This window comes from Microbacterium sp. CFBP9023, from assembly GCF_034045055.1.
GTDB lineage: Bacteria > Actinomycetota > Actinomycetes > Actinomycetales > Microbacteriaceae > Microbacterium.
Map to the genome: position 1 here is coordinate 1,096,465 of NZ_JAXCWI010000001.1, position 14,857 is coordinate 1,111,321.

The 14,857-nt window shown below is 66.2% G+C and carries 16 protein-coding genes and 1 tRNA gene; 10 read left to right on the forward strand and 7 right to left on the reverse strand.

Features of this window, described 5'->3' with window-relative positions; all coding sequences use genetic code 11:
• The first annotated feature begins 854 nt into the window (after positions 1–854).
• The 3 genes from SOM10_RS17935 (at position 855) to SOM10_RS05380 (ending at position 4,392) form a co-directional block, all read left to right on the forward strand.
• Complete coding sequence (locus tag SOM10_RS17935; RefSeq protein WP_414683567.1) at positions 855–1,226, forward strand: helix-turn-helix transcriptional regulator; 372 nt, start codon at positions 855–857, stop codon at positions 1,224–1,226.
• 518 nt (positions 1,227–1,744) lie between these two features.
• Positions 1,745–3,562: a hypothetical protein gene (locus SOM10_RS05375; RefSeq protein ID WP_320488797.1), complete on the forward strand. Its 1,818-nt coding sequence runs from the start codon at positions 1,745–1,747 to the stop codon at positions 3,560–3,562.
• Positions 3,563–3,912: 350 nt separating this feature from the next.
• A complete protein-coding gene (locus SOM10_RS05380; protein WP_320488798.1) occupies positions 3,913–4,392 on the forward strand; it encodes a hypothetical protein in 480 nt (159 codons plus the stop codon).
• Between the two features lie 63 nt (positions 4,393–4,455).
• On the opposite strand, the gene SOM10_RS05385 is transcribed toward SOM10_RS05380, so the two are convergent.
• Positions 4,456–4,791, reverse strand: a complete 336-nt coding sequence (locus SOM10_RS05385; protein WP_320488800.1) for a hypothetical protein — start codon at positions 4,789–4,791, stop codon at positions 4,456–4,458.
• A gap of 224 nt (positions 4,792–5,015) precedes the next feature.
• Between SOM10_RS05385 and SOM10_RS05390 the strand changes: the two genes are divergently transcribed.
• Positions 5,016–5,309, forward strand: a complete 294-nt coding sequence (locus tag SOM10_RS05390) for a tyrosine-type recombinase/integrase (RefSeq protein WP_320488801.1) — start codon at positions 5,016–5,018, stop codon at positions 5,307–5,309.
• Positions 5,310–5,424: 115 nt separating this feature from the next.
• On the opposite strand, the gene SOM10_RS05395 is transcribed toward SOM10_RS05390, so the two are convergent.
• A tRNA-Pro gene (locus SOM10_RS05395) sits at positions 5,425–5,501 on the reverse strand.
• A 118-nt stretch (positions 5,502–5,619) separates the two neighbouring features.
• On the opposite strand from SOM10_RS05395, the gene SOM10_RS05400 reads away from it, so the two are divergent.
• From SOM10_RS05400 to SOM10_RS05425, 6 genes are read left to right on the forward strand one after another with little or no spacing between them, the layout of a single operon-like run.
• Positions 5,620–6,204 (forward strand): GNAT family N-acetyltransferase, encoded by a 585-nt coding sequence (locus tag SOM10_RS05400; RefSeq protein WP_320488803.1) that lies wholly within the window; start codon positions 5,620–5,622, stop codon positions 6,202–6,204.
• Complete coding sequence (locus tag SOM10_RS05405; protein ID WP_320488804.1) at positions 6,201–6,398, forward strand: hypothetical protein; 198 nt, start codon at positions 6,201–6,203, stop codon at positions 6,396–6,398. Before SOM10_RS05400 ends, SOM10_RS05405 begins: the two co-directional genes overlap by 4 nt.
• Positions 6,399–6,418: 20 nt before the next feature.
• Positions 6,419–6,874, forward strand: a complete 456-nt coding sequence (locus tag SOM10_RS05410; protein WP_320488805.1) for a hypothetical protein — start codon at positions 6,419–6,421, stop codon at positions 6,872–6,874.
• 40 nt (positions 6,875–6,914) lie between these two features.
• The gene (locus tag SOM10_RS05415) at positions 6,915–7,583 is read left to right on the forward strand and encodes a lysoplasmalogenase family protein (protein ID WP_320488807.1); all 669 of its coding nucleotides are present in this window, start codon (positions 6,915–6,917) and stop codon (positions 7,581–7,583) included.
• The gene (locus SOM10_RS05420) at positions 7,583–7,969 is read left to right on the forward strand and encodes an RNA-binding S4 domain-containing protein (protein WP_053096838.1); all 387 of its coding nucleotides are present in this window, start codon (positions 7,583–7,585) and stop codon (positions 7,967–7,969) included. Before SOM10_RS05415 ends, SOM10_RS05420 begins: the two co-directional genes overlap by 1 nt.
• A gap of 38 nt (positions 7,970–8,007) precedes the next feature.
• Positions 8,008–9,462 carry an HNH endonuclease signature motif containing protein gene (locus tag SOM10_RS05425; RefSeq protein ID WP_320488809.1) on the forward strand — a complete coding sequence of 485 codons (1,455 nt, stop codon included), beginning with the start codon at positions 8,008–8,010 and terminating at the stop codon, positions 9,460–9,462.
• Positions 9,463–9,662: 200 nt separating this feature from the next.
• Here the strand turns inward: SOM10_RS05425 and SOM10_RS05430 are convergent, their stop codons facing one another.
• From SOM10_RS05430 to SOM10_RS05450, 5 genes are all read right to left on the reverse strand, one after another.
• Positions 9,663–10,601, reverse strand: coding sequence for an NUDIX hydrolase (locus SOM10_RS05430; RefSeq protein WP_320488811.1), 939 nt, complete (start codon positions 10,599–10,601; stop codon positions 9,663–9,665).
• 108 nt (positions 10,602–10,709) lie between these two features.
• Entirely contained in the window at positions 10,710–12,230 is a 1,521-nt protein-coding gene (der, locus tag SOM10_RS05435) for a ribosome biogenesis GTPase Der (RefSeq protein WP_053096842.1), read from the reverse strand.
• Positions 12,223–12,897, reverse strand: a complete 675-nt coding sequence (cmk, locus tag SOM10_RS05440; protein ID WP_320488813.1) for a (d)CMP kinase — start codon at positions 12,895–12,897, stop codon at positions 12,223–12,225. The genes der and cmk overlap by 8 nt, the downstream gene beginning before the upstream one ends.
• Complete coding sequence (locus SOM10_RS05445) at positions 12,890–14,035, reverse strand: prephenate dehydrogenase (RefSeq protein WP_082297845.1); 1,146 nt, start codon at positions 14,033–14,035, stop codon at positions 12,890–12,892. The genes cmk and SOM10_RS05445 overlap by 8 nt, the downstream gene beginning before the upstream one ends.
• Positions 14,032–14,820, reverse strand: a complete 789-nt coding sequence (locus SOM10_RS05450) for a pseudouridine synthase (protein ID WP_056278993.1) — start codon at positions 14,818–14,820, stop codon at positions 14,032–14,034. The genes SOM10_RS05445 and SOM10_RS05450 overlap by 4 nt, the downstream gene beginning before the upstream one ends.
• Positions 14,821–14,857 lie beyond the last annotated feature (37 nt).

Sequence of the window (14,857 nt, forward strand, 5' to 3'; positions counted from 1 at the left end):
GCCGACCTTGCCATACGGACTCATGGGCCCGTGAGGGTCAGCGATGTTCATGTGCTCAGTATGCAGGAATCGCGATGAACGCCATGCTGTACCTCCGTGTCAGCACCGCCGCTCACTCCATGGACGGCTTCGGTCTCGATGTTCAACCGAGGGCCCGCCGGGCCTAAGCCAAGGCGCAGACCCGGCAGGCCGTCGCCGGCCTCCGTGCTGAGGGCGTGTCTGGCACACTCGACGCCGCCCAGCGTGACGGCCTTATGCCTGCTGCCCTCGGACTGTCCCGGACATGCAGAAGGCCCGGAGACTCTTGCGAGTTTCCGGGCCTTTCTCGGTCGGGCTGACAGGATTTGAACCTGCGACCCCTTGACTAGCAGAGGGGCATAGGCAGCGATGGACAATGACAGATAGCCGCCCGCAGTTACAGCGCCTGATCAGGTAATTTGGACACATTCGCTGCAGACCCTGACGGACATCAAAAGACAGTCACATACTTTGTCATGTTGGACGGATGTTGGCCGCTCGCGCTTCGGCATCAAGTCGAGCGTCTCTAAGCGCGAGGTTCTCGAGGATGCGCGCAGCGACATCACCCGATCGATGCCACGCTTCGTCCGACGGTTCTCGCCGCGACAGCGGCGCCCCCGCGCGCTCGTCTGGCTCGAACACCATTCTCATGCGCGCAATGCTACTTCTCGTCGATCCCGCCAGGAATGGCGGCCACCTCCGAGGCGGGCAACGATAGTGACATAGCCCAGTGGCAAACAAGCATGGGTGACGAGATCGCGGAAGCCGTTATACGGAGGTTGGAGCCGCTTCTGTCTCGTACGGCGCCTCCCCGATCGGACGCTATCGAGCCGTAGGTGCTCCGCACTAAGGAGGCTGCAGCGTACTGCGGAATCTCCGCCCAAACTCTGCGGAATCTTCTCTCAGCAGGTGATGGTCCAAGGTGTTTCAAGCAAGGCCGTCCCAATGCGTTCCGCCGCCCAGACCTTGAATCATGGGTCGATAGTCGACTACGGTCGTCGAGTGACGGCTGGGCACGGCGCACGGGTCATCGACATCGGAACGGCGACGTAACTCATCGTCTCCGCAGGAGGAAGGACACCTGGCCATGCCCCGAAGGGTCTCCCCTACGTGCTGCTCAGCACCACACTCGACGCGATCTGCTCCAGGAACCGATACACGACCGACCCCGCGCCGGTGATCGCCGAGCTCTTCGCGACAGCAGGTGATCGGCTCCACGTCCTGACCGAGTCCGTAGGGACGTGGGTCGATTCGTCGCGGACGCCGAGACCCGCACCCTCTGCACGGCTCTGCGTGATCTACCAGGGCTCGAGCCGTGGATCGCGGTCGGCGCGAACCGCCGCGCGCAGCCCGACCACCCGACCCCTATCGCGCACGCTGGCGCATCATGGCCGGAGCGATCCGCGTACAGGTAGATTGGTCTGCATGGATCTTGTGTGCGCCCAATGCGGTTCGGAGCTCGTGTACATGGAGTTCGACGGTGCTCACGTTCCTAAGCGGTGCTCGAACGACCGCTGCCCCAACTCTGACGACGACGCGGACTTTGTGTGGACGGCGAAGCGAGTCGATTGGCAGCCGGACCTAGTCGACTGAGGTCCGCACGATATCCCCCCGGCTCGGCGAATGACTGACCCGAGCCTGTCATATGCTTGCCGGAGCGCCGCGTCGTCGCGGGTGCAATCTGAGAGAGCCTGCGTCGGCTCAGAACGCTCACGGGGGAGCATCGTTGTCGAACTACATATTCATCGTTGCGAACGACGCTGCCCAGCCGAAGCTCGAAGGTTGGCTTGAGAAGCACCGAAGTGCAGTCGGGGCTCCAGAAACCGAGGTCCGCAGCCAGGAGGTCGCTCCCGGCGTTTCTCTGACGATCGTCAGTCATGACCTTGGCAATAGTCTCGACGTCTCGAGCGCCACCTTCTTCAAGGGGCACATGATCGACGAGCGCACCGGCTCCGTAGTGTTCGGACTCACGGGGTGGAAGGCCTACGCCGCGAAGCACCTGATCGCCCCAGCCGCCTACGGCGGCCAGTTCCTCCGCGCCCGGTGGGATCAACGCAACGTCACGTTCACCCGCGACGCGTTCGGGATGCTGCCACTCGTGCATACCCAGGGGAATGGATACGTTGCTGTGTCCGATTCCATGCTCGCGCTCACCGATCTCCGCCAGCACATGAGTGATCAGATCACGCCTCACGAGGAGGTGCTTCTCTCCCGGGCTTTGCTCGCCGTATATGGCGGTCAGCAGCTCAGCCCCGACACCTATGTCGAGCAGATTAAATTCGTCCCAGCGCGTCAGACGCTTCGTGTGAGCTTGGGCCAGACGCCGACGGCAACCGCGTCCGGTGGCGCGATGGACGGATTGCACCTGAACTCGGGCGAGACGTACCGGGATGCCCTCCGCACGAGCGCCGAGAACATCGCGCGGACCATGGCGACGTTCATGGAACTCGGCGACTGGAAGCCCGCGCTCAGTTTCTCAGGCGGTTACGACTCTCGAGTTCCTCTCGCAGGCGCGATAGCGGCTGGCATCGCGGGCGACATGCAGATCAACACTCAGAACACACAACCCCACCACGCCGACGACTTCGCGGTCGCGACGCTCGTCGCGGAGCGGTTTGGGCTGACCTTGAACGGCCGCTCCACCGCCGGCAGACTTTCCGACCGCACATACAAGGCCACACCGCTGATGATGTGGGGTCTCGCGGACCTCGGCATGTACGACTACATGACCCGGCCAAAGTCCGTGCGGAACCCGATCAAGCACATCAACCTCACGGGGATGGGTGGTGAGGTGACTCGGGGCAACTACGGGTGGCGCTCCTGGCCGACAATCGTCGAGGCCTTCACGAACCCGCACCCGGCTGTCGCTGCAGCGCTCTACGAGCAAGGCGTCAGTGGACTGAAAGCCGTCGGCGCCGACCCGACGATCAGGCGTGCCTCGGAACTTCACTATGGGAACTACCGCTTTGCCCTGCATGGGGGCACCGGACGACCTCTGCAGATGCTGGGGTTCGCTCCGCTGCTACAGAACAAGCTCGTGGCGCTGGCGCACTCCGCGAAGAACGAGCTCCCCTATCCGACCAGCTACCAGCCTTCGATCGTCAACGACGTATGCATCGCGCTGAACCCTGAGCTGGCAGCAATGCCCTACGACAAGGGGAAACCGGGGCGGGCGACAAAGGATCTCTCGCCGGCCTACATCGAGGGGCGACTCAAAGTCCTGGGCGGGCCGATCGACGCGTCGAATCTGTCACCGTATGCAGTGTTCGGCACGCCTGATGACGTGCCCGCGGGTCCGCCAGAGTTCATGCTCAACATCGCTCGCGCCCGCGGTCTTGACCGGCCGATGAATAACGCGACCGTCCTCGAGCTGGGAGCGGAGGGCGTTGATCTACTCGAGTCCGAACCGCTGCGATCGATCTATGCGCGGATCTACGCCAACGGACAGTGGCGACTCGAAACGAAGCGATTCTCGCTCATCGGTGCGGGGAAGGACTCCCCCGTGAAGGGTGTTGTCCTGCAGATGCTGTTCGGCTCTCGGTAACCACTACACGGTGCGCTGAACGACGAAAGACCGCCACCCGGCTCGAAGGCTAGGTGGGGGTCTGCGGTGCTTCGCGAGGTCGTCGGCGACGGTGTCTGCACTGTCGATCTGTTGCTGCGTTCGGCGTGGACCGTAGGCTCACCCTATGGCGCGCGAAGTAGCAGACGTACTGGAGTCCGCAAAGCGAGTTCTGGAGAACGCTCTGCAAGGCGAAGCAGACTATCTCGAGGGCGCTGATCGAGCGCTCTCCGGGCTCTATAACGCCGTCTCCGCTGGCCGGTCCGTGACGATCGTTCTTCAGAACCTCACTTCGTCAGTCGCTGATTTTGGCGAGTGGTACGAGCCCCCACGTGGAGAGGTTGAAGGCGGATCCCATTGCGAAGTACTTCGTCAAGATGCGCAACGACATCGAGAAGCGAGGCACCCACGGCGAAGGATCTACCTCGATTATCCTGAACAGGGCATCGACGGCCGATCTCATGCGCGATCCTCCCCCAGGCGCAAAGTCCCGCATCATCGGAGGCCCCATGGGCCTCTCGTACTGGACTGTCGAACTGCCAGACGGCAGCGAAACGATCGTTTACAGCCAGGTCGACGAGTCTGTAGCCTCGATCAAATACATCCTCGATGGCGCACCCGACAATCGCGCCCTCGACGATCTACTCCGCCACTGGCTATCAGGCTTAGAAGAGATCTATCTCGACGCGGTTCGCACATACTCCAACGACGCGTCCTTGAAGCTCATCCGGCGGCCCCACAGAGGGCCCTTCGACGAACCAACGATGGCCGCGCTGCGAGCCGCGATCACCACGGCCGGCTACCGGCCATGAACAACGAAAGCCCCACCCGGCCCGAAGGCCAGGTGGGGCTTTTGTCGTGCCGGGCGAGGGAGCTCAGCGTTTCTCGTGAACGGTGATGACGTTCGGATCGGCGGCGCGCTCGACAGCGGATGCCGAGCTGCGAGTGATCAGCGCATAGGACGCGTTCACGATCACGATCGCCAGGAGGGCAAACAACCACCAGTCGGTGATCGGTTCCTTCGTGATCGCGTAGTAGAAGACCACGACTATCGCGGCGAGCACGAGCGCCACGGTGACCGAGACGATCTTCTTCTGCCAGGCCGTCTTCACGAACGGCAGAGCGCCGTTCAGCGCGCCGACCGCATGGGGCGCGAAGAAGCCGAGCAGGGTGAGCACGCCGAGGGGTGCGACGGGGATTGCGATGTCCATCATTCTCCTTGTCAGACGGCCCGGCGGCGAACCCACGCGGGCGGAACGGTGTCTTCGATCTCCGGCAATGTCTTCGGGGTCGAGGTTGGGGGTGTCGTGCCCGGGCCACTGGTCGAACAGGGCGCGGAGGATACGCGCGACGGCCTGCATCTTTCGGGTGTCGGCGCGGCGCACTTCGGTGACCTCTGCGCGAAGGCCGGTGACCTCGTCGCGCACGGTCCGCGGTGCAGCCGTCGACGGAAAAGAACTGGTGCAACCGCATCTGGCTGAAGGCGCGCCGCGCGGTTCAGTCCGCTTCGGGCTATTCGGCGCATGACCTGCGCCACGTTGCGGCAACGAACGCCGTCGCCGCCGGCGCGGATGTGAAGCTCGTGCAGCTGATGCTCGGCCACAAGGACGCCACAGAGACCCTCAACACCTACTCGCACCTATGGCCAAATCGTGTCGATGAGGTGATCGACGCCGTCGAGCGACGACGTGCGAAGGCTCTCGGCCTCGGGGATCTGCGCGCTCTCTGACTTCCGGCGTGCATCTCCATGTTGGACGCATGTTGGACGCCCCGATTTACGACCGTTTCCGGGCACGAGAAAAGCCCCGGAGTTCCGCGTACTTCTGCGGCTCTCCGGGGCTTTGTGGTCGGGCTGACAGGATTTGAACCTGCGACCCCTTGACCCCCAGTCAAGTGCGCTACCAAGCTGCGCCACAGCCCGTTGTTCTGCACTCTCGCGCAGGCAACTCCCCTATCTTAGCCCCACTCGACGGAACTCCGCGAACCGGGTGAGCGCCGGGCGTTGCGAGGTGTCGGAGCCCCGGCGTACGGTCGCATCCATGGTGACGATCACGACCGAGGTGGCGACCAGCGCCCGATGGGATGACGTTCAGCATGCGCTGACGGGCGGCGGCGACGGTGCCAGCTGCCAGTGCATCTGGCCGATGCTGAACAACAAGGAGTGGAATGAGACCACCACGCCGCAACGCACAGAGATGTTGCACGATGAGATCCAGGCGGGCCCTCCACCTGGTCTGATCGCATACATCGACGGCGAGGCCGCGGGGTGGATCAGGATCGGTCCGCGAACCCTGCAGCAGCGGGTGCCGCGCACGCGCATGATCGCGGCGGCATCAACCGAACCCTTCGATGACGAGTCCGTATGGGCCGTGACATGTTTCGTGGTCCGTCGCGAACACCGCGGCTTGGGCATCACCCTCGAGCTGCTGCGCGCCGCCGTCGATCTCGCTCGACGCTCCGGCGCCAGACTGGTCGAGGGGTACCCCGTCGACACCCGTGGCGAGAAGAAGCGCACCAACGATCTGTTCCACGGCACGCTCACCACGTTCCTGGCGGCGGGATTCGAAGAACGCGCGGAGATGAAGCCCGGCCGAACCCTGGTCGCGCTGGATCTGTCGTCATGAGCGAAGAGACGGACCTACCGGCGTCCATGGGCAAGGTCGCACGACGAGGGCTCGCGCTCCACGGGTTCACGCGTCTCGACCAGTTCGACGGCGCGTCCGAGACGACGCTGCTCGCGATCCACGGAGTCGGGCCCAAGGCCATTCGCATCCTGCGCGAGCACCTCGAGTCCCGCGGCTCGACTCTCGGGCCGTGAGCGAGCGCTAGCGTGGTGACATGAGCGACGAGAACCCGACCATCGAAGATCCCGAACTGGGCACCCTCACGCGCGCCACGACCGAGCTGTCCGACGGAACGGTACTGACCCATGACTGGTATGCAGGCGGCACGGTCGTCGCCGGCACCCCGCTCGATCTCATGATCGAGGGCACCGATGCCGATGAGGCTGCCGCACTGCTCCCCCATGTGCATCAGACCATAGCCGCCCTCGGCGTCCTACGACGACTGGCGACGGATGCGGTCGTCGCCGCCTTCAGCAATGCGGCCCCGGAGCAGCACGAGCTCGACGACGCGGCGACCGACCTCACCCTCGAGACGCTCGAAGCTTCGTCCGATGGCACGGTCGTGCTCCATTTCATCGACACCTGCGGCCAGCACTTCCCCGAGGGCTACTGGCCCGCCGTGCACCTCGGTGCCGACGGTCAGATCACCCAGGTCACGGTCGAATCCTGAGCGAGGCTGACCGCGTTCGATCCCGCCCTACGATGGTGAGATGCAGCGACGCCGTCCATCCGACCCGCTTCTCTGGGCCTTTCTGCCCTATGCGGCGGCATCGGCGACGCACGTGGCGCTGCTGAGCGTCGGCAGCCCCGCAGCCGGCCCGACGAAGCTCCTGCTCATGCCTTTGCTCGCCGTGCCCGTGTTCGTGTCGGTGGGTCGCGCCGCGGAGCGCTCCGCGCTGGCGTTGACCATCGCGGCGCTCCTGTTCTCGTGGCTCGGCGACAGCGCAGGGGTGTTCTTCCCCGCGGCGCCAGAAGTGCCTCTGATGCTCCTGTTCTTCGGCATCGCGCATCTGGCATACATCGCGCTCTTCATGCGCCATCTCGCCGCGCGGCGGATGCCGTGGTGGGCGCTCGTCTACGCCGCGTGGTGGGTGGTGATGCTGGTGTTCATCGGCCCGCACGCCGGTGGGCTGCTGATCGCGGTGGCTGTCTACGGTCTCGTCCTCGCGAGCACAGCGGCCGCCGCCACTCGATGCTCTGCGCTCGTGTCGATCGGCGGCGCCTTCTTTCTCGCCAGTGACACTCTCTTGGCTCTTCGGCTCTTCCTGCCCGGTTCCCTGCCGGACTGGAGCAGCCCCGCCATCATGGCCACCTACACGCTCGGGCAGGGTCTGATCATCGCCGGCACCCTGATCGCACTGAGAAAGCGAGACATCTGATGGCGGATGCAGCACGGGTCGACAGCTGGCTCTGGGCGATCCGCGTCTACAAGACGCGCTCGGCCGCCACCACTGCATGCCGTGCGGGGCATGTGCGCGTGAACGGCGACAAAGTGAAGGCTGCTCAGCACATCCGCGTCGGCGACGAACTGCGCATCCGGATCGCCGGATTCGATCGGATTCTCATCGTGCGTCAGCTGCTCGTCAAGCGCGTCGGCGCCCCTCTCGCTGCGCTGGCGTATGAGGATCGCACACCGGAGCGCGAACCGCAGGCGGCTCTCGGACTGCGTGATCGGGGGGCGGGGCGACCCACGAAACGCGAGCGTCGCGACATCGACAAGCTGCGCGGGCGAGGATACGAGGATGACGGCATATTCCAGGGTTGAGCCTGGATGCGGTCGAACATAGGTTCTAATGTGGACCTATGACCCGGCGTACCGACTTCGACCTCGATCTCGAGGAGCGCTGCCGCCTGCTCGACGAATGGGTCGCCACGCGCCGCCAGATCGCTGCGCTCGAGGCCGAGTCCTACGCGCTGCTGGTCGAGCGGATCGGCATGCACGACAGCGACGTCTCGGAGAGCCCGCACCATCGCGAGGCGATCTACCGCTCGATGGTCGCAGAGTACTCCGCGGCCGGTCACATCCCGAAAGGTTCGGTCGAGTACGCCTTCACCGATGCACGCACTCTGACGCGCACGCTCCCGGCCGTGCAGGCCGCCTTCTCTGTCGGGTCGATCGGCGTGCGTCATGTCCGTGAGATCGTGCGAGCGAGCGAGATCGTCGACGACGCCATCCGCGATGGGCGGGTGGACGCCGAGACGATGAGCGTCTACGAGGCTGCCGTTCTGGTGGTCGCTGAGAACGACACGGCACCGAGAACGAAGACCCATGCACGTCAGGTGGCGGCAGCTCTCGTCGGCGAGACCGTCGTCGAGCAGCATCGCCGAGCGGCCGCGGAACGGTGTGTCACCGTCAAGTCCGTCGGCGACGGGCTTGCGGCCCTCACGGCGATCCTGCCCGAGTGGGTCGCAGTGGCGATCTCCGATCGGCTCACGCAGATGGCCCGGCACATCACTCGCACCCGCAACGAGCAGGAGCCTATCCTCGAGCCGCTGGACGAACCGGAGGGCTCGCTCTACCTCGACGACCTCTCGCCCGACGATCCCCGATACGAGTCCTACTTCGACACAGGGGTGATCGCCGCCGACGGCACGTTCGTCACCGACCCGCTTGCCGGACTGATCGACCCGATGGCCGACCCCTCGAGCCCTGACATCGAGCACCTCTCCGGCGACGCTCGCACATTCGACCAGATGCGCGCCGATGTGCTGGCTGACCTGCTCCTCACTGCCGATCCGAGCGAAGCGACAGGCACAGGGCTGGAGAACATCTCCGCCCGCATCCAGGTCACCGTCGCTGCAAGCACTCTCGCCGGGGAGGACGATCGTCCCGCTGAACTCGACGGACACGGGCCGCTCGATCCCGACGTCGCGCGGGGACTCGCAGGACATCGCACCGGGTGGGCACGTCTGTTCCTCGACGCGCAGGGACTGGTCACGGAGACCGACTCATACTCCCCGACAGAGCCGATGCGACGGTTCCTCAGAGCACGCGATCAGCACTGCAGGTTTCCCGGATGCAGGATGCCGGTGCATCGTTGCGAGGTCGACCACAACCACGACCACGCCCGTGGTGGACGCACGCGCGTCGACAATCTCAGCCACTTCTGCACGACGCACCACTCGCTCAAGCATCCGGACATCCATGAGCGGCATCGGTGGACGGCGCGCCAGACCTCTGACGGGTCGCTCACGTGGACGAGTCCGCTCGGCCGCGAGTATGTCGACCCACCGCGACGAAGAGTGATGTTCGTCTGAGCGCATCACACGTCACGCTGAGCGCAGCATCCTCACGCTGAGCGCAGCATCCTCACGCTGAGCGCAGCACGCGTCACGCTGAGCGCAACACCCCTCAGGCTGAGCGCAGCCGCCGTCGGACGAGGGGGCGCACAGCCAAGACGAAGCGGAGCGCGCGCTGAGACGGAGCGGAGCACGCACTGAGACGAAAGCGGCCCCGACTATTGCGGGAGCACGCTCAACAGCCAGCCCGCCGAGCGCACTTGCGCCGCGCCCGCTGCGTCGACGCGGTTCTGCAGCTCGCGGTCGCTCGAGACGACCACGACATGCTGCCCAGCATGCGTCCGACGCTCCACCTCAGCCACAATCGCATCGTCTCCGCCCCCGTCGGCGCGGACGATCGAGACGCCACCTGGGGGAAGCAGCTCGGGCACCTCCGCATCGGCGTCCGACGACGGAGTCACGATCCCGCGCGCCTGCCCTTCGACGACGAGAGCGATCTCCGGGAACCAGGTCGCTCCCCCGACCCCGAGGTCGGCCGCGGGCACAGCGAGTCCGTCGAGGCGCGAGGCAAGACGAGCCGTCGCACCGGCACGATCTCTCCACCATCCGTTCGGCACAGAGCCGACCACGTTGGCGGCGTCGACGACGAGCGACAGGCGCACATCGAGCAGGGTGCGCAGAGCGGGCCAGGCGCTACCGAAACCGGGGTGCAACGGCCGTGCGTCCACCTCATCGACGGGCACCCACTCGAGAGCCACGCTCTCGGGGTCACTGATCACGGGGTCGAACGCACGCACCACATCGGCGATGACGGTCGTGTACGACCACACGTCCAGATCGAGCACGCTGGTGAACCGGGGTCGCACGGCCGCATCCGGAACCCCGGCCTCTTCCTGCGCCTCGCGCACTGCGCCCACGATCGCGCTCTCGCCCTCGTGCATGGCGCCGCCAGGCAACCCCCATGTCCCACCGAAGTGCGACCAGGACACCCGGTGCTGAAGAAGGATCCCGCGTTCCGGATCGACGGCGAGCAGTCCAGCCGCGCCGAAGCGCCCCCAGTACTTCTCCCCCGAGGGGGCGATCACCCAGGCGTCGCCCGGGTTTCGCGGCCCATCTGGGCGGCGGGGTTCACCTGCGGCGGGAGGTACGACAGTCACCCCTTCAGCCTGTCACAGCATCCGGCTGTCGGCATCCGCCGGGGTCATACGCGGGAACAGCTGTGCCCGCGCGGATTCGCGCGGGCACAGCTGTCGAATCGGGTGCGATCAGCGCTGGCGCTTCTCGCGGACCCTCATGTTGATGACGATCGGAGTTCCGTCGAATTCGTAGAGCTCGCGCAGACGACGCTGGATGAAGCGGCGGTAGCCCGGGTCGAGGAATCCCGTCGTGAACAGCACGAACGTCGGCGGACGCGTCGATGCCTGCGTGCCGAACAGGATGCGCGGCTGCTTTCCGCCACGCAGCGGGTGCGGGTGCTCGGCGACGAGCTCTGCGAGGAAGGCGTTGAACTTACCCGTCGGGATGCGACGGTCCCAGTTCTCCAGCGCCGTCTCGAGCGCCGGCACGAGCTTGTCGAGGTGACGACCGGTCTTGGCCGAGATGTTCACTCGGGGCGCCCAGGCGACGTGCGCCAGGTCCTGCTCGATCTCACGCTCGAGGTACCGACGTCGATCGGCGTTCTCGAGGTCGTCGTCGTTCAGACGATCCCACTTGTTGAATGCCAGCACGAGAGAGCGGCCCGACTCGAGCACAAGATCGATGATGCGGACGTCCTGCTCGCTGATCGTCTCGGACACATCGAGGACGACGACCGCGACCTCCGCCTTCTCGAGAGCAGCGGACGTGCGCAGCGACGCGTAGAAGTCAGCACCCTGCGCCATGTGCACCCGGCGGCGGATGCCGGCGGTGTCGACGAGGCGCCAGAGCTTGCCACCGAGCTCGACGATCTCATCGACCGGGTCACGGGTGGTTCCCGCGAGGTCGTTCACGACCACGCGCTCTTCGCCGGCCGCCTTGTTGAGCAGAGAGGACTTGCCGACGTTCGGGCGACCGAGGATCGCGACGCGCCGCGGCCCGCCGATCTCGGCCTTCGCGACCGCGGAGACATCCGGCAGCTTCTTCAGCAGCTGGTCGAGCAGATCGGCGACGCCACGACCGTGGATCGCCGACACCGGGTAGGGCTCGCCGAGGCCGAGGTTCCAGAGAGCCGCAGCCTCAGGTTCCTGACGAGCGTCGTCGATCTTGTTGGCGACGAGGAAGACCGGCTTGCCGCTCTTGCGCAGCAGCTTCACGACGTGCTCATCGGTCGACGTGGCGCCGACCATGGCGTCGACGACGAACAGCACGATGTCGGCGAGGTCGATCGCGACCTCCGCCTGCGCGGCGACCGAGCGGTCGATGCCGCGGGCGTCGGGCTCCCAGCCGCCCGTGTCGACGAGCGAGAAGCGACGGTCGGCCCACTCGGCCTTGTACGTCACGCGGTCGCGGGTCACACCGGGGGTGTCCTCGACGACTGCCTCGCGACGGCCGAGGATGCGGTTCACGAGAGCCGACTTGCCGACGTTCGGTCGACCGACGATCGCGACGACCGGCAGGGCCGGGAAGAACTGGATCCCGTCCTCGCCCATCGTGATGCCGGCGAGAAGGGCGGCATCTTCATCGTCCAGGTCGTAGTCGGCGAGGCCGGCGCGCAGGGTCTCGGCGCGCGCCTCCGCGAGCTGCTCGTCGAGCGACTCCATCTTCTCGGCGAGCTGGTCGGGGCCGCCTTCGTATTCGTCGTCAGCCATGGTGTACTCCTCGGATTCGTTCGATCACCGCGAGGACGGCGTCGATGGTCTGTGTGAAATCGAGCTCCGTCGAATCGACGACCTCGACGCCGTCTGCGGCGTTCAGGAAGTCGACGACGGCGCTGTCTGATGCGTCGCGCTTGTGCAGTGCGGCCGCGACGGCCTCGGCGTTCTCGCCGGCGAGCTCGCCGGCACGTCGTGCGGCGCGCACCTCGGGCGCAGCCGTGAGGAGGATGCGCACCGGGGCGTCGGGAGCCACCACGGTGGTGATGTCCCGCCCTTCGACGACGACCGCCGGGTACGGCGCCTCGGCGACGAGGGTGCGGAAGAGACGATTGACCCGGTCCCGCACCTCGGGCACACGGGCGACGCCGCTCACCGCGCTCGAGACCGATGGTTCGCGGATCGCGTCCGTGACGTCGACCTCTCCGACGAGCACGGTGCGCTCGTCGGGGTCGAGGCCGAGGCGCACAGGGAAGTCGGAGACGGCGTCGAGCACCGCCGCGGCATCCGCCGTGTCGGCGCCTCGATCCAGCACATGCCAGGCGAGAGCGCGGTACGCGGAGCCGGTGTCGAGGTAGCCGAAGCCCAGAGCCCGAGCGACCGCCTTGGACACGCTGGACTTGCCGGAGCCGGCGGGCCCGTCGATCGCGATGAAATCAGTCATTGGTCGTACCTGCAATCCGCCAGCCGCGTTCCTGAAGTCCGGTGATCGCCCCGTGTAGCGCAGCAGGGTCGACGCTGATCTCGGCCAGGCCGAACTGCGCGCCCGGCGAGTGCTCGAGACGGAGGTCCTCGACGTTGACGCCGAGCTCTCCGAGTTCGCCGAACAGTCGACCGAGCTGGCCGGCGGTGTCGTCGACCATCACGACCAGGGACTCGAATCGCTGGTTCTGCCCATGCTTTCCGGGAAGACGTTCGACGCCGTCGTTACCCTGCCGGATCGTCTCGGCGACCACACGCCGAGCCCCGGGGGCCTCGGGCGCGCGCAGAGCGTCCGACACCTCGCGGAGATCGGATGCCAGAGCGTCGAGGATCTCGACCACGGGCCCGGCGTTCGCTCCGAGGATCTGCACCCAGAGTTCGGGTGCGGATGCCGCGATACGCGTCGTGTCGCGGACGCCCTGGCCGGAGAGGCGCAGCGCACCCTCGTCGGCGGTGGCGAGACGGCCGGCGAGCAGGCTCGCGACGACCTGAGGAACGTGGGAGGTGAGAGCGACCGAGCGGTCGTGCTCCTCGGGAGTCATCTCGAGCGGCATCGCTCCGACATCGAGGGCGAGCGCTTCGACGAGCGCGAGATCGGTGGCGGTCGTGTCGGCATCCCGGCACACCACCCAGGGGCGGCCCACGAAGAGGTCGGCGCGCGCAGAGATCGCTCCGCCGCGCTCGCGTCCGGCGAGGGGGTGCGAGCCGATGTAGCGGGTGAGGTCGACGCCACGGTGCTGCAGGCTGTGCAGGGGCTCGAGCTTGACGCTCGCCACGTCGGTGACGACAGCGTGAGGGAAACGACTCAGCTCCGACTCGATGACATCCGCGGTGACGTCCGGCGGCACGGCGACCACGATCAGCACCGGCGAATCGTCCTCGGCGGCCGAGCGGCCCGCCCCGTAGTCGATCGCGAGACGCAGCTGGGCGGGCGAGGTGTCGGCGAGCACCACGTCGACACCCTTCGCACGAAGGGCATGTCCGATGCTCGCGCCGAGCAGCCCGGCGCCGACGACGCGAACGGTTCCCGAGAGTCTGGCCGCGATTCGTGGCGCGACAGAACTCCGAGCCCCCGTGGGCGCACTCGTCGTATCGGTCACTCGTTCTCCTGTTGCTCGCCTGGCGCCTCGGCGACACCGGAATCACGGCGCGACAGAGTCAAGAGTGCGCCGAGTTCGATTTTAGTCAGTTCGCGCGTCTTCCCAACCGGGAGGGTTCCCAGGTGCAGCGGGCCGAACTGGCGGCGCACGAGTTCGGTCACCGGGTGGCCGACCGCTGCCAGCATCCGTCGGACGATGCGATTGCGCCCGGAGTGCAGTGTCAGCTCGACGAGACTCGACCCGCGAGAGGTGTCGAGCAGCCTCGCCTTGTCTGCCGCGATCGGACCGTCGTCGAGCTCGATGCCCCGGGTGAGCTTCGAGATCGTCTGCGCGGTCACTTCGCCTTCGACCTTGGCGATGTAGACCTTGGTCACCCCGAACGACGGGTGAGCGAGCACGTGAGCGAGGTCTCCGTCGTTGGTCAGCACGAGCAGCCCGCTGGTCTCCGCGTCGAGCCGCCCGACGTTGTAGAGCCGCTCCTCGTAGTCCTCGGTGAACCGGCGCAGATCCGGGCGATCGTTCTCGTCCCGCATGCTGCTGACGACCCCGGTGGGCTTGTTCAGCATCACATAGCGCTTCGACACGTCGAGCTGAACAGCGGTGCCGTCCACATCGATGAGATCGGTCTCGGGGTCGACGCGACGGCCGAGCTCGGTGACGGTCACGCCGTTGACACGGATGCGCCCTTCGACGATGTACTGCTCGATCACGCGTCGCGAGGCCACGCCTGCCGCCGACAGCACCTTCTGCAGGCGGATGCCCTCTGGTGTCTCGAAGCCGCTCATCGGATGGTCCCTTCGTTGAAACTGATTCTGCGCGTCG

What these genes read in the sequence shown, in the direction of transcription:
- SOM10_RS05385 (WP_320488800.1), bottom strand. Translation starts at nt 4,791, where the DNA reads ATGGACATCGCAATCCCCGTCGCACCCCTCGGCGTGCTCACCCTGCTC.
- SOM10_RS05400 (WP_320488803.1), top strand. Translation starts at nt 5,620, where the DNA reads ATGGTGACGATCACGACCGAGGTGGCGACCAGCGCCCGATGGGATGAC.
- SOM10_RS05405 (WP_320488804.1), top strand. Translation starts at nt 6,201, where the DNA reads ATGAGCGAAGAGACGGACCTACCGGCGTCCATGGGCAAGGTCGCACGA.
- SOM10_RS05410 (WP_320488805.1), top strand. Translation starts at nt 6,419, where the DNA reads ATGAGCGACGAGAACCCGACCATCGAAGATCCCGAACTGGGCACCCTC.
- SOM10_RS05415 (WP_320488807.1), top strand. Translation starts at nt 6,915, where the DNA reads ATGCAGCGACGCCGTCCATCCGACCCGCTTCTCTGGGCCTTTCTGCCC.
- SOM10_RS05420 (WP_053096838.1), top strand. Translation starts at nt 7,583, where the DNA reads ATGGCGGATGCAGCACGGGTCGACAGCTGGCTCTGGGCGATCCGCGTC.
- SOM10_RS05425 (WP_320488809.1), top strand. Translation starts at nt 8,008, where the DNA reads ATGACCCGGCGTACCGACTTCGACCTCGATCTCGAGGAGCGCTGCCGC.
- der (WP_053096842.1), bottom strand. Translation starts at nt 12,230, where the DNA reads ATGGCTGACGACGAATACGAAGGCGGCCCCGACCAGCTCGCCGAGAAG.
- cmk (WP_320488813.1), bottom strand. Translation starts at nt 12,897, where the DNA reads ATGACTGATTTCATCGCGATCGACGGGCCCGCCGGCTCCGGCAAGTCC.
- SOM10_RS05450 (WP_056278993.1), bottom strand. Translation starts at nt 14,820, where the DNA reads ATGAGCGGCTTCGAGACACCAGAGGGCATCCGCCTGCAGAAGGTGCTG.